At 44.4% G+C, this 12,368-nt stretch carries 14 protein-coding genes; 5 read left to right on the top strand and 9 right to left on the bottom strand.

Annotated features, from left to right (window positions below; all coding sequences use genetic code 11):
• Positions 1 to 106: transposase (locus KO531_RS10320; protein ID WP_219251096.1), on the bottom strand; the 106-nt coding region annotated here is incomplete at its 3' end.
• Between the two features lie 161 nt (positions 107 to 267).
• Positions 268 to 894, bottom strand: a complete 627-nt coding sequence (locus KO531_RS10315; RefSeq protein WP_219251091.1) for a DUF5610 domain-containing protein — start codon at positions 892 to 894, stop codon at positions 268 to 270.
• Between the two features lie 217 nt (positions 895 to 1,111).
• Between KO531_RS10315 and KO531_RS10310 the strand changes: the two genes are divergently transcribed.
• The 3 genes from KO531_RS10310 (at position 1,112) to KO531_RS10300 (ending at position 3,592) form a co-directional block, all read left to right on the top strand.
• Positions 1,112 to 1,729 carry a histidine phosphatase family protein gene (locus tag KO531_RS10310; RefSeq protein WP_219233871.1) on the top strand — a complete coding sequence of 206 codons (618 nt, stop codon included), beginning with the start codon at positions 1,112 to 1,114 and terminating at the stop codon, positions 1,727 to 1,729.
• 11 nt (positions 1,730 to 1,740) lie between these two features.
• Complete coding sequence (locus KO531_RS10305) at positions 1,741 to 3,231, top strand: FMN-binding glutamate synthase family protein (RefSeq protein ID WP_219251090.1); 1,491 nt, start codon at positions 1,741 to 1,743, stop codon at positions 3,229 to 3,231.
• 151 nt (positions 3,232 to 3,382) lie between these two features.
• Entirely contained in the window at positions 3,383 to 3,592 is a 210-nt protein-coding gene (locus tag KO531_RS10300; protein ID WP_105250224.1) for a hypothetical protein, read from the top strand.
• Between the two features lie 108 nt (positions 3,593 to 3,700).
• Here the strand turns inward: KO531_RS10300 and KO531_RS10295 are convergent, their stop codons facing one another.
• Both KO531_RS10295 and KO531_RS10290 read right to left on the bottom strand, forming a co-directional pair.
• Positions 3,701 to 3,958 carry a hypothetical protein gene (locus KO531_RS10295; protein ID WP_105250225.1) on the bottom strand — a complete coding sequence of 86 codons (258 nt, stop codon included), beginning with the start codon at positions 3,956 to 3,958 and terminating at the stop codon, positions 3,701 to 3,703.
• A gap of 79 nt (positions 3,959 to 4,037) precedes the next feature.
• Positions 4,038 to 5,834 (bottom strand): ABC transporter ATP-binding protein/permease, encoded by a 1,797-nt coding sequence (locus KO531_RS10290; protein ID WP_219233872.1) that lies wholly within the window; start codon positions 5,832 to 5,834, stop codon positions 4,038 to 4,040.
• A gap of 472 nt (positions 5,835 to 6,306) precedes the next feature.
• Here KO531_RS10290 and KO531_RS10285 point away from each other — a divergent pair, with 472 nt between their 5' ends.
• Complete coding sequence (locus tag KO531_RS10285) at positions 6,307 to 6,483, top strand: hypothetical protein (RefSeq protein WP_105250227.1); 177 nt, start codon at positions 6,307 to 6,309, stop codon at positions 6,481 to 6,483.
• 103 nt (positions 6,484 to 6,586) lie between these two features.
• Here KO531_RS10285 and aroG read toward each other — a convergent pair whose 3' ends face one another.
• From aroG to KO531_RS10260, 5 genes are all read right to left on the bottom strand, one after another.
• Positions 6,587 to 7,642: a 3-deoxy-7-phosphoheptulonate synthase AroG gene (aroG, locus tag KO531_RS10280; RefSeq protein ID WP_113939108.1), complete on the bottom strand. Its 1,056-nt coding sequence runs from the start codon at positions 7,640 to 7,642 to the stop codon at positions 6,587 to 6,589.
• A gap of 350 nt (positions 7,643 to 7,992) precedes the next feature.
• Positions 7,993 to 9,186, bottom strand: a complete 1,194-nt coding sequence (locus KO531_RS10275) for a hypothetical protein (RefSeq protein ID WP_219251089.1) — start codon at positions 9,184 to 9,186, stop codon at positions 7,993 to 7,995.
• A gap of 127 nt (positions 9,187 to 9,313) precedes the next feature.
• On the bottom strand, positions 9,314 to 9,652 hold the full coding sequence (locus tag KO531_RS10270) for a hypothetical protein (protein WP_028761802.1): 339 nt from the start codon (positions 9,650 to 9,652) through the stop codon (positions 9,314 to 9,316).
• A 178-nt stretch (positions 9,653 to 9,830) separates the two neighbouring features.
• Complete coding sequence (locus KO531_RS10265; protein ID WP_028761801.1) at positions 9,831 to 11,081, bottom strand: ammonium transporter; 1,251 nt, start codon at positions 11,079 to 11,081, stop codon at positions 9,831 to 9,833.
• 10 nt (positions 11,082 to 11,091) lie between these two features.
• Positions 11,092 to 11,430 carry a P-II family nitrogen regulator gene (locus KO531_RS10260; protein ID WP_028761800.1) on the bottom strand — a complete coding sequence of 113 codons (339 nt, stop codon included), beginning with the start codon at positions 11,428 to 11,430 and terminating at the stop codon, positions 11,092 to 11,094.
• A 344-nt stretch (positions 11,431 to 11,774) separates the two neighbouring features.
• Here KO531_RS10260 and KO531_RS10255 point away from each other — a divergent pair, with 344 nt between their 5' ends.
• On the top strand, positions 11,775 to 12,317 hold the full coding sequence (locus KO531_RS10255) for a hydrolase (RefSeq protein ID WP_131525187.1): 543 nt from the start codon (positions 11,775 to 11,777) through the stop codon (positions 12,315 to 12,317).
• Positions 12,318 to 12,368: the final 51 nt, after the last annotated feature.

Genomic DNA, 12,368 nt, shown 5'->3' with positions numbered 1-12,368 from the left:
CAAGTTGAGCCGCCAACTGTACAAGCCGTTTGGTCCTTCGTACATCCCCTAATTGTGCGCGCTGAAAAATGCTCTGTGCCCAGAGTGATGGTTCACTTAAAAACATGGTATATGGTATCTGAAACAAAAGGTCAGGATCAGATCAGGGTAATTGAAAATGGTTCAAAAAAATCCCCCGGGGCAAACTGAGGGATTTGTGTAGAAGAGACAGTTATATAAGGGGCTTATGACTATAACGCTGAATATAGAACTGAAAATACTGAGGTATTAACTCGGACTCGATACTGTCTCATCAGTCTTCTTGTTAAAGCTATCTCTAAAGGCTTGCAGCCCCTCTTGCACTAAGCTGTAGGTTTTATCGACACCATCGGCAATATCACCCTGCAATACTTTAAGGCCGGACAGAATATCTTTAGCCTCTTTAAAGCCATTGTCGATGGCACCGCCAATAATCCCCATAAAGCTATCGAGTTGATCACTTAGACTCATACCCGAATTTTGTTGTTGGTGAATGCTAAAAAACTGCGTCGCAAAACTCACGATACGATCTGCTGTCGCTTCTGGAGAAGTATCTACGCCATTATCGTAAGCCGTCTGAATCGCGTTCTCGCCCATAGTGGGCGCTAATTCTTTATTAATCGACTCTATCGCTGCGCGATAAAGCAAGGCCATAGACTGATCGCCTGACTTGATATTCACATCTTGCTGTGCCGATAAAATCGCTTGATTCATCAGCTGCTTGCTCGTTTGCTGCGCAGTTTGCTTCGAGGTTACTTCTGTGGCTTTCGCGTCCTTCGAATCACTCACGTCGGTGCCCTTAGACGCCGCGTTTTCAGCATATTTTTTCTGTGGCAAAGGAGTACTTTGCACTTGAGGGGGTTTATTGATTTCCATGATGACTATCCATTCAATTCGGGTCGACTTAATTATCGACCAAAATTTAACCATCTTTAGTAATTTTTAGAATTGAAGTACCATCTGACCACAAGGCCATGATAAGGCCCACATAAATTAAGTGGGTTCATTCTTTAATAAAGCTCCAACCCACCGCAATGCAGATCATTACTATCGCTGAGCTTAGACATAAGCCAATAGAAAAGGATGTTACACCATGGCAGCAGGCCGCAGTTTGAGTCATTTCCGCTTTCACGGGTTTACACTAATCCTTAAGCACTATTTTAAGCATAATCTGGGTATCAATATAAAACGCTTTAGCCTGCTAACAAGCCTCGTCATATTCACTTGCCTCGGCTTTACCCCCATTAGCCAAGCTCATGCGGAGAGCAGACTAATTATTTTAGTCAGACATGCCGAAAAAGCCGACACGCCAGCCAATAACCCGCAGTTATCACCCAAGGGAGAAATGCGCGCAACATCACTGATCACTGCCTTGAGCCGCACGCCGCTGTCGCAACTTATTGCGACTCAATACCTAAGAACCCAACAAACACTCGCGCCCATCGCCGAGGATCGCCATTTACCTGTGACGATAGTAGAAGCAGCCAAACCTATCGAAGGACATATCCAACACATTGTCGAACAAGTGCATGCTGTAAAGGGCAATACACTCATCGTTGGGCATTCAAACACTGTCCCACTGATCATTAAAGCCCTTGGTGGACCTGAGATCCAAGCGATCAGCGAAGATGACTATAGCCAGCTGTTTTTACTCTCTCTTAATGATGACCAACCTGCGAGCTTGATCGCCACCCGTTACGGACAAGAATAAGGATAAATAACATGAGTGAACTCAATTGGTTTATGTGGGGACTCGATCTATTTTCAGGGCTGTTTTTGATTGTAATAGGACTCGCAGTACTCGCGGTTATTTACATGTATATCGCAGATAAAATGCAGACCAAACAAGCGGTAAGACATAACTATCCCGTGATTGGTCGCTTTCGATATCTGTTTGAAAAACAAGGTGAGTTTTTCAGACAATACTTTTTTGCCCAAGACAGAGAAGAACTGCCATTCAACCGTGCAGAACGCAGTTGGGTTTACCGCGCGGCTAAAAATGTCGATAGAACTATCGCCTTTGGTTCGACTCGCCCCTTAGATAATGCTGGTACTATTATGTTTATGAATACCGCCTTCCCAACCCAAGATGAAGAGATCACACCCATTCATCCACTGACAATTGGCACCAATTGCCGCCAACCCTATACGACTCAAGCCATTTGTCATATTTCAGCCATGAGCTTTGGGGCTCTATCGCGCCCAGCAATTACCGCCCTTTCCCACGGTGCAGCGCAGGCGGGTTGCTGGCTTAACACAGGTGAAGGCGGCTTGAGCCCTTATCATCTAAAAGGTGGCTGCGATATCGTCTTTCAAATTGGAACGGCCAAATACGGTGTACGTAATGAGCAAGGACATTTAGACGATGAAAAGCTCAAGTCGATAGCCATTCATCCCGAAGTCAAAATGTTCGAAATTAAAATGAGTCAAGGAGCTAAACCGGGCAAAGGTGGCATTTTACCAGGGATCAAAGTCACGGCTGAAATTGCCCATATCCGCGGTATTCCTCAGGGTTATGACTCTATTAGCCCTAATGGTCATATTGAATTCAAATCCGTGAACGATATTTTGGATATGGTTGAACGAGTACGTGAAGTTACCGGTAAACCAACGGGCATTAAGGCCGTACTCGGTGACGTACAGTGGCTCGAAGATTTATGTGATGAAATCGAACGTCGTGGTGAAGACTCTGCCCCCGACTTCTTTACTTTAGACAGTGCCGATGGCGGCACAGGCGCTGCACCACAACCTTTAATGGATTATGTCGGATTACCACTGAAGGAAAGCTTACCTATCCTAGTTAATGTCTTGATCCAACGAGGCTTGCGTAAACGCATCAAAGTCATCGCTTCGGGTAAACTCATAGTGCCATCAAGAGTCGCTTGGGCTTTGGCATTAGGTGCCGACTTCATCGCATCGGCCCGTGGCAATATGTTCGCCCTCGGTTGTATTCAAGCCTTACAGTGCAATAGAGATACCTGCCCAACGGGCATCACAACGCACAATCCCAAACTACAACAAGGACTCGATCCTAGGGATAAATCGGCTCGTGTTGCTAACTATAATCATAATTTACACCATGACTTAGCCTTAATTGCGCACTCTTGCGGAGTGACAGAACCAAGACAACTCAAACCCTCACATGTCCGAATTGTACTCGATAGCGGTTTATCCATTTCACTCGATAAATACTATGCACATATGGATAAGTAGCCGCGAACCCTCGCGGTTAATGGCGAATACAACTTTCGTCTATATAGGGTTTACATAAGGTATATTTGAATGCGTATCACAAAAGAGGTAAGATCCGTGACGTGAGACATTATTCAAATGTCTTACCCACAATTGAACTTAAGGAAACACTTTGAAATCTAGCTTCGTAAGCCAACTGCCCGCCAGTAAAACTGTAAGCACTAGCTGTAAGAGCTGTAATCGCCTGACCGAGATCGAAGGTGAACTGGTGTGTTTTCGCGAAGGGCAGATCATTCGACTCACTTTGATAGATGAGTCAGTACCTAAATTGAATCTTTTATGTGAAGGTTGGAAAGCGGGGAAGCTGAACGGCGTAGCTTAATTCAGCCATATTTTATCTCTGGAGTCTCTCTAGAGCATCAAGAATAGAGGCTCACCTCTATTCTCGGACGTTCTCACCTAAACTGTACTAAAGCACTAGCGAACACACCTAACGCATACCCATAAAGTCACTTGTCGGCGCGTTCATATCGCGGATCACACCTGCCAGCACCATTTCTGGATTGACTTTAGCCAAGGTAAGTCGCCGAGTTGTAACCAACAGGCCCGCGTTCAACTCAGCATGAATGCGTTGCAATGAATCATAATCAACACCACGTTTTTTCAATGTCGCCATGATGGCATACCAATCAGTGGCGACTTTTTCTTCTTTGCCTTCAATATTAGCTCTCAGTGTAATATTTTCCATGCCAGATCTCTTCCGATTGATGTGTTGGCATTGAGTATAGAGAGCCGAAGCTGAATAAAGACTGAACTGTATTACGCTATTAACTGCTCAGAGGAGTATGTTGTTGCTCATTTTGTATCCGCCATAATTTGGCATAAAGACCATTTGCCAACAGCAAAGTCTGATGATTACCTTGCTCAACTATTTCTCCTTGGCTTAATACGACTATTTGATCGGCATCGACTATGGTCGATAGCCTATGAGCCACGACTAGGCTAGTGTGCCCCTTAGCGACTTCCCGCAGTGCCGACAAAATAGCTTGCTCGGAGCGACTATCGAGTGAAGATGTCGCCTCATCAAAAACCAGCACAGGCGAGCCCTTCAAAATGGCCCTTGCTATCGCGACCCGCTGTTTTTCTCCGCCAGATAGCTTTAAGCCGCGCTCACCCACCTTTGTGTCCCAACCAAGGGCAAGTGATGCAATAAATTGCTCTAAGTGCGCCAGTTTAATCGCGTTACGCACCTCTTCATCCGTCGCGCTCGGGCGACCATAACGTATATTTTCGACTAATGAATCGTTAAACAGCACGGTATCCTGCGGCACTATGGCGATGGCACGCCGCAGCGCATCTTGGGTGAGATGGCGGATATCTTGTCCATCGATTTTAATCGCACCTTGGTCCACATCGTAAAATCGAAACAGCAGTTTAATCAGGGTCGATTTACCTGCACCACTATCACCTACAACAGCCACCTTTTTACCGGCTTCAACCTTAAAGCTCACGTCCCGCAGAATTTGCCGCTCATCGTAGCTAAAATTAACATTTTCAAATATCAACTCACCCTTAGTGGGTTGAAAATCGAGTGCTTGGGGTAAGTCGACTATCATAGGATGTTTATCGAGTAGGCTAAACATGCGCTCAATATTGGCTAACGCGCCGCGAATTTCGCGATACACAAAACCTAAGAAGTTAAGGGGTAAAAAGAGCTGCATCATAAACGCATTAATCAACACAAAATCACCTAAGGTCATATCGCCATAGGTGACTCTGTATGCTGCCAGCGCCATCATAGCCGTCATCGCCAAAGCGATAATCACAGCTTGTCCACCATTGAGCGCAAACAAAGATAAACGATTCTTACGCTTAGCGACTTCCCACTGTTCAAGCGCTTGGTCATAGCGCTGCGACTCATACTTTTCATTATTAAAATACTTTACCGTTTCATAGTTCAGCAAGCTGTCGATGGCACGGGTGTTCGATAACGAGTCAGCCTTGGCCGCATCACGTACATACTCAGTGCGCCATTCGGTCGCGACCACAGAAAAAATAATATAAGCCAGCACAGCAATAAAGGTGATTGCCGCAAACGCAATACCATAGTTATAGAAGAAAATGCCAATCACCATGACAATTTCGAGCAAGGTTGGCACTATGTTGAACACCATAAAACGCATGAGGAAACTCACGCCGCTGGTGCCGCGTTCAATATCGCGGGATAAGCCACCGGTTTTGCGCTCTAGATGAAAATCGAGGTCAAGTCGGTGTAAATGGTCGAATACCGCTAAACCTAAACGGCGGATCGCCCGCTCTGTTACGCGGCCAAACAAGGTATCGCGGATCTCCCCCGTAATCGCCGTCAGTAAACGAATCGCACCATAGGCCAACACTAATCCTACGGGCACACTGAGGGCTTGCGCGGTTTTATCGGCATCTAAGGTGTCGACCAAATGCTTCAGAATAAAAGGCAGACCAACGCTGGTCAGCTTAGCGATGATGAGACATGACATCGCCAGCGCAATACGGCCTTTGTATTCCAATAAGTAAGGCCAAAGCAGTTTCATGACGTGCCAGTTTAATTTATCGACTGGACCTTCAAAATATAACGTTGGGCGCATAAGACATAACCTTGAATGAGTTATGCCAATTGTAACAGTTCACACCGGACATAAGCTAAGCGAAACTAGCAAAGTCTGAATAAAATCAATCAGATTTTCCTGACAGAAAAATAGACTTATTCACGACATACTCAGCAGCTATTTTGATTGTATTTAAAGTCAAAACATCATACTTACGCATTACACTGGCGTATTCACAATAAATGAATTTATACTGATTTGTGTTCAGGCATGTACCGTTTTGCTTAACCTCAGAGCCGTATGTAAGAGGATAAGAGTGCAATGGAAGAAGGCTTGGCACAGAGTTGCTGCTGTTGATTATTTTTGCAGTTTTGCCCAAAATGTCATGGAGGCGGTTATACAAATCAATAGAATTTGTTAACCTCTACGCGCTAGATTTTGCGATTCATACGCCCAAGTTCTAGCGAGAACATTAAGACAAACAAATTAAATTAAGATCAAAGGAAGCTTTATGTTGGATTCCGCTAAAGTTCAATACCCGCCATTACCACTGATCCAAACTTGGGTGTGGATGATGATCGAATCAGGCAATCCAGAGATACAAGATAAAGGTAGAAACAACCTTATTGCCGCCTTTGGTAGCTTAGCCAAAGCAAATGAATACATTGTTGAAATAAGCAATAAATAGATAAAACAAAGGCGCCGGGATAGCGCCTTTGTTTTTACTTAACCCGCAATCGTTAACGGCAAACTCAGGTATAGTTGCGGTTTATGTTCGCTCGAGCAGACAATTAAACCTGACGGCGTTCGATAATGCTTTGGTTCAAAATAGCTAACAGACGCTCGGTATCATCCCAACCAATACACGCATCGGTAATACTCTGCCCATAGCATAACTCTTGACCTTCAATAAGATCTTGACGACCTTCCACTAAATGGCTTTCTACCATAACACCAAAAATAGCAGTATTTCCCGCCGCCACTTGACCAGCGACATCTTCAGCAACCACTAACTGACGTTGATACTCTTTACTACTATTCGCATGGCTAAAGTCGATCATGATGTTGTCGGCAAGCTTGGCTTTTAACAATTGCTGGCTAATATCAGTGACATGCGGCGCGCTATAATTGGGCTCGCGGCCACCCCGTAAAATAATGTGGCAATCAGGATTGCCCTTAGTCGAAACGATCGCCGAATGGCCCAACTTAGTCACAGATAAAAAATGGTGTGGTGCATTGGCAGCACCTATCGCATCAATAGCAACTTTGATCGTGCCATCTGTACCATTTTTAAAGCCGACCGGACAAGAAAGACCCGAGGCTAACTCTCTGTGTACTTGAGATTCTGTCGTACGGGCGCCAATGGCTCCCCAGCACATTAAATCAGCCATATATTGTGGGGTGATCATGTCAAGAAACTCACCCGCGGTTGGCATACCGCTGTCGTTCAAATCCACTAATAATTTACGGGCGGTGCGTAAACCATCATTGAGTTTAAAGCTGTTATCCATGTAAGGATCGTTAATCAGCCCCTTCCAACCCACTGTGGTTCTTGGTTTTTCAAAATACACTCGCATCACAATTTCGAGTTGATCTTTATAACGTTCACGCAGTGAGACCAAACGCTGTCCATATTCCAACGCAGCTTTGGGATCGTGGATAGAACAAGGCCCAATCACCACTAATAGACGATCATCAGACTTAGCCAGAATATTATGGATACTATTACGCGCATTAAACACAGTCGCAGAGGCTTTTTCGGAAGCAGGAAATCGTTCAAGAATCGCGATAGGTGGAAGTAACTCTTTTACTTCTTTAATGCGAACGTCATCATTTTGGTAATACATAATTTTACTGCTCCAACGCTGGTGTTTTAGGCTATTTCTATCGCTGCGATAAGGGATCTCAACTGCAATACTGAGTTCAATTTATCGAGTCTCAGGCGCCAATGCAACCAAGTTGTCTCCATTTCAAAAAATCAAATATAACTTATTGTTTTAATATATTTTAAAAAAATCAAAATTCAAATATGCCAGCTAACTCACAGCCTTGATGAACAAAATCGAATATGGCGGATAAAAAGGAATAAACATATTTGCTGCAAGTGTATTTAGGTGCCCTATGTTAGCAAGCAAAGATGTTTACCCGTAATAAGCTTAATTGATGGCCAGCTCTCAATAGAAAAAGCGGACAAATGCTAATGCTGTAACATGACTTGTAACTTGCTCTGATAGCGTTGACGCTCTGACTCATCTCGACTCAAAGCCAAGGCTTTATCCATATTCAGTTTGGCACGCTTTTCGTCCCCCAGCGCCCAGTAGGTTTTAGATAAACCGAAGAAGAACTCATGACGATAATCCGCTTTTGCCAACGCCCTTTGATACCAAGCCAAGGCCTCGTCGTATTGATGCTCATCATAAGCTTGCTGCCCCATGTCATAGTAATAATAGGGATTACGTATTCGTGCTAATTCAAGCACTTTATTAATTTCGGCCCATTCATCAAGCCGCCCCTGCTCCCCTAAAATCAAGGCTAAGTTATAAAGCGTTGTCAGGTTCTTCGCATCAAACTTGAGTGCATAGCGATAAACCTGTTCGGCCCGCTTTTCATCACCTTTATGCCGGTAAATAATGGCGAGCGTGTTGAGTGAAGGAACAAACTGGCCGACTTTTAAACCCACTTTAATCAAGGCATAGGCCCTGTCTAAATCACCATTCACCAAAGACTCTGCCGCCATATTGTTGTAAAACATGCTGATTAAGGTCTGCCGATCCACTTGGGTTTTACCGTATCCCCGTAGAGCTCGCTCTGGCATAAAGTCCACTAAAACTGCGGTAGATGACACATAAACTGAATGTGCGTTTTCAGGTGGAAGTAAGCGTAAATTCACATGCCCATTGATTAAATAGAAATCACCTTGCTTATCCCATACGGGTTCTATCGCAATATCTTGATACTCAGCACTCACATTCAATATGTCCGCTAACGCAGAAGTCATGACCACTAAAGACATGCAATTACCCGCCCTTTGGGCATAGGTTTCACGGGCAATTTGGGTCAGATTATCTTGATATCGAAAATCAATGTTAGCGCTATTGGTTTGACTCGCATTGATATAACTAGCTAACCATTCATTGGCTAACATGTTGTTATTGTGTGATAAAGTGTATATCCCATAACGACGTTTTACGTCTGTCACGACCTCGGGTGGCAGATAAAAAATATCCGCAACAGAAGGAATATCGGCCACAGGGGTAAACAGTGAATCGGCAAGTAACGACTCAAGATCCGACGGATTAGGCTCAATGGTCGTCGAGCTACAAGCAAACAATTGACTGAATACAACGCTCAAGATCGTACTCAAGTATACGGCTCGGAATAGTTTCGACATACGTCCTCCCACACCATTAGCTCCTATTTGAGCTTATTACAAATGGCGAAAAAGACGACATAAAATGGTTACAAAAAATGATAATCGCGATCGATTGAAAATAATCGCAAATAATTTAACGAATTAACTATTGTGAAGGTCGGTCAACTTCTATGTATAACTCACGCTGCTGATAATGATACGGCCGATAGTTATGCTCTCCACAGGTAAAATGTCGATAGGGTTTCATGACCGTAACGCAACCTGAGGGTAAAGCCTGCAGAATTTGGATTTGCTGCTGGCGACGAAGCGACTCCTGCCATTCAAAATCCTTGAGCACTTGATCACGCACGGCAAAGGCATCGACAGGCTCACTTGAGCGATTAACGATCACTTCTCCTGCAAAGGCAGAAACCGATATCCAGCCAGAAATGACGATAAGACTTAGTCGCGAAAATTGACCTATTGTTTTTATATTCAAGCTCATAGAACACTCCTTAATTTATACAAGAAAACAAAATTGCTCAGTAATTAAGCTTATGACCCTGTGCTTAAACTTCAATCACATTGATTACCCATAAAAAAGCAGAGCCTAGGCTCTGCTTCACTATCCCTCGATCCAAGCTAAGCATCAAGGTGAATCACGTGTTAATGTGCAAGTTTAATCAGCCCGCATTTTTGACCGTAACAAACTCAGGATAGGCATCAATACCGCAGTCAGAAGCATCCATACCGTTGTATTCTTCTTCCTCAGTCACACGGATCCCCATGGTTATCTTAATCACATACCAGACTGCAAATGATGAGCAGAATACCCAAGTGAAAATGATCGCTGCGCCCGTCAACTGTCCGGTAATAGTTGCATTAGCATTGGATAATGGCACACACATTAAGCCAAGGAAACCAGCCACACCGTGTACTGAAATCGCACCGACGGGATCGTCGATCTTAATGCGATCTAAGCCCACAATCGAGAACACCACCACGCCGCCCGCCACTAAACCAATCACACCCGCCATTAACAATGAAGGCGAGAGAGGATCTGCCGTAATCGCCACTAATCCAGCCAAAATACCGTTAAGGATCATGGTCAAATCCGCTTTACCCCAAATCATCTTACACACTATAAGCGCAGAGATAGCACCAAAAGCCGCTGCAGTATTGGTATTCACAAACACTTTCGCCACAGAGCTTGCATTCGCCGCATCCGACACCATTAATTGCGATCCGCCGTTAAAGCCAAACCAGCCCATCCACAGAATAAACATACCTAAGGTTGCCATTGGCAAGTTAGAGCCTGGAATTGGATTCACTTGACCATTAGGCCCGTATTTCCCCTTACGCGCACCGAGCAATATTACGCCAGCAATCGCCGCGGTCGCCCCCGTCATATGCACAATACCGCTACCAGCAAAGTCTACAAAGCCCAGTTTAGCGATAAAACCTTGGCCCCAAGTCCAATAACCTTCTACTGGATAGATAACCGCTGTCATCACCACAGAGAAGAACAAGAAAGCCCACAACTTCATCCGTTCCGCCACAGCACCAGAGACAATTGACATCGCCGTTGCCACAAATACAACTTGGAAGAAGAAGTCAGATTCTAATGCATGGCTCGCATCTGCTGATTGCGAACCAATTAAGGTGCCAATTGACGGTAACCAGCCACCTTCAGTGTTATCCACATACATGATGTTATAGCCAACCAACAGATACATCACACAGGCAATCGCATACAGCACAACGTTCTTAGTTAAAATTTCAGTGGTATTTTTAGAGCGAACTAAACCCGCTTCTAACATAGCGAATCCCGCCGCCATCCACATGACTAAAGCGCCAGAAATCAAAAAGTAAAAGGTATCGAGTGCAAAGCGTAGTTCAGTGACTGTGCCGCCTAATTTCGTTAATTCTTCCATTGTCAGCCCCTTATAGCGCTTCAGTATCAAGTTCACCCGTACGGATACGGATAGCATGTTCTAAATCAACGACGAAGATCTTACCGTCACCAATTTTCCCCGTATGGGCCGCAGTGGTAATCGCCTCAATCAACATGTCGAGATTTTCAGCCTTAGTGGCAATTTCTAGTTTTACTTTTGGCAAAAAATCCACCTGATACTCGGCGCCGCGATACAACTCTGTATGCCCTTTCTGACGGCCAAAACCTTTCACTTCGGTCACCGTCATGCCCTCAATACCAATTCCGGCAATAGCTTCACGGACATCATCCAACTTAAACGGCTTGATGATAGCGCTGACTAGTTTCATTCTGACCTCCAAAAAAACGCGATTGTTATTAACTTGTATCAAATGTAATTCAATCATTAGGCCAACAATTTAATCTATTGATTATTAATGATTTAAATTGTTTAACACTATTTTTTAAGGTTAAAAACGCACCATAATCGAGCACTGACTGGTGCGATGCACTCTTTTAGTGAGCAGTTTAAGTGCGACAGCTATTCGACCTTAGGCCTATTGGTAACAAGGTTAAATTAGGGTCTACTGGGGGAAGCGTAAATCGAGATGAAATCTGAGCATCACAACACAAGCTCTTAGACAAAAGCGAAGATCATCACTAAGACAATCATCAAGCGCAGAAGGAAGGCCCGATGTTAAAACCAGAAGAATGTGTTCTCGTTATCGTCGATGTGCAAGGAAAACTTGCACAAATCATGGATAACAGTGACAAGCTGCATCAACAACTACAGACCTTAATCCAAGGCGCACAATTATTTGAAATTCCAATACTGTGGTTAGAACAGCTACCCGATAAACTCGGAGCAACTAGCCCTGAGCTGCAAACCTTACTTGTGAAAACCAGCTCACCCATTGCCAAGCAGCATTTTAGCGGCTGGCACTGTGACGCGTTTGCAAAGGCATTAACTAAGACGAATCGCAAACACGTCATACTCGCGGGTATTGAAACCCATGTGTGTGTTTACCAAACCTGTTGTGACCTTATCGAACAGCAATATTCGGTGCATTTAGTCGCCGATTGCGTATCGTCACGCAGTGCTGAGAATAAACAACTCGGGATCCAAATGATGACTGCCAGAGGCGCCCTATTAACTAACGTGGAATCGTTATTATTTGAATTACAACATCAAGCCCAAGGCGAGCGCTTTAGGGCGTTATTAAAACTGATCAAATAGCGATTTAGCCCGTGGTATTTCTTCAGCCAGCATGACCAACGCCTGATATTA

Source organism: Shewanella sp. NKUCC06_TVS (assembly GCF_019345515.1).
Taxonomy (GTDB): domain Bacteria; phylum Pseudomonadota; class Gammaproteobacteria; order Enterobacterales; family Shewanellaceae; genus Shewanella; species Shewanella oncorhynchi.
This window is presented reverse-complemented; position numbering and strand designations above follow the sequence as displayed.

What these genes read in the sequence shown, in the direction of transcription:
- KO531_RS10315 (WP_219251091.1), bottom strand. Translation starts at nt 894, where the DNA reads ATGGAAATCAATAAACCCCCTCAAGTGCAAAGTACTCCTTTGCCACAG.
- KO531_RS10310 (WP_219233871.1), top strand. Translation starts at nt 1,112, where the DNA reads ATGGCAGCAGGCCGCAGTTTGAGTCATTTCCGCTTTCACGGGTTTACA.
- KO531_RS10305 (WP_219251090.1), top strand. Translation starts at nt 1,741, where the DNA reads ATGAGTGAACTCAATTGGTTTATGTGGGGACTCGATCTATTTTCAGGG.
- KO531_RS10295 (WP_105250225.1), bottom strand. Translation starts at nt 3,958, where the DNA reads ATGGAAAATATTACACTGAGAGCTAATATTGAAGGCAAAGAAGAAAAA.
- KO531_RS10290 (WP_219233872.1), bottom strand. Translation starts at nt 5,834, where the DNA reads ATGCGCCCAACGTTATATTTTGAAGGTCCAGTCGATAAATTAAACTGG.
- KO531_RS10285 (WP_105250227.1), top strand. Translation starts at nt 6,307, where the DNA reads ATGTTGGATTCCGCTAAAGTTCAATACCCGCCATTACCACTGATCCAA.
- aroG (WP_113939108.1), bottom strand. Translation starts at nt 7,642, where the DNA reads ATGTATTACCAAAATGATGACGTTCGCATTAAAGAAGTAAAAGAGTTA.
- KO531_RS10275 (WP_219251089.1), bottom strand. Translation starts at nt 9,186, where the DNA reads ATGTCGAAACTATTCCGAGCCGTATACTTGAGTACGATCTTGAGCGTT.
- KO531_RS10270 (WP_028761802.1), bottom strand. Translation starts at nt 9,652, where the DNA reads ATGAGCTTGAATATAAAAACAATAGGTCAATTTTCGCGACTAAGTCTT.
- KO531_RS10265 (WP_028761801.1), bottom strand. Translation starts at nt 11,081, where the DNA reads ATGGAAGAATTAACGAAATTAGGCGGCACAGTCACTGAACTACGCTTT.
- KO531_RS10260 (WP_028761800.1), bottom strand. Translation starts at nt 11,430, where the DNA reads ATGAAACTAGTCAGCGCTATCATCAAGCCGTTTAAGTTGGATGATGTC.
- KO531_RS10255 (WP_131525187.1), top strand. Translation starts at nt 11,775, where the DNA reads ATGTTAAAACCAGAAGAATGTGTTCTCGTTATCGTCGATGTGCAAGGA.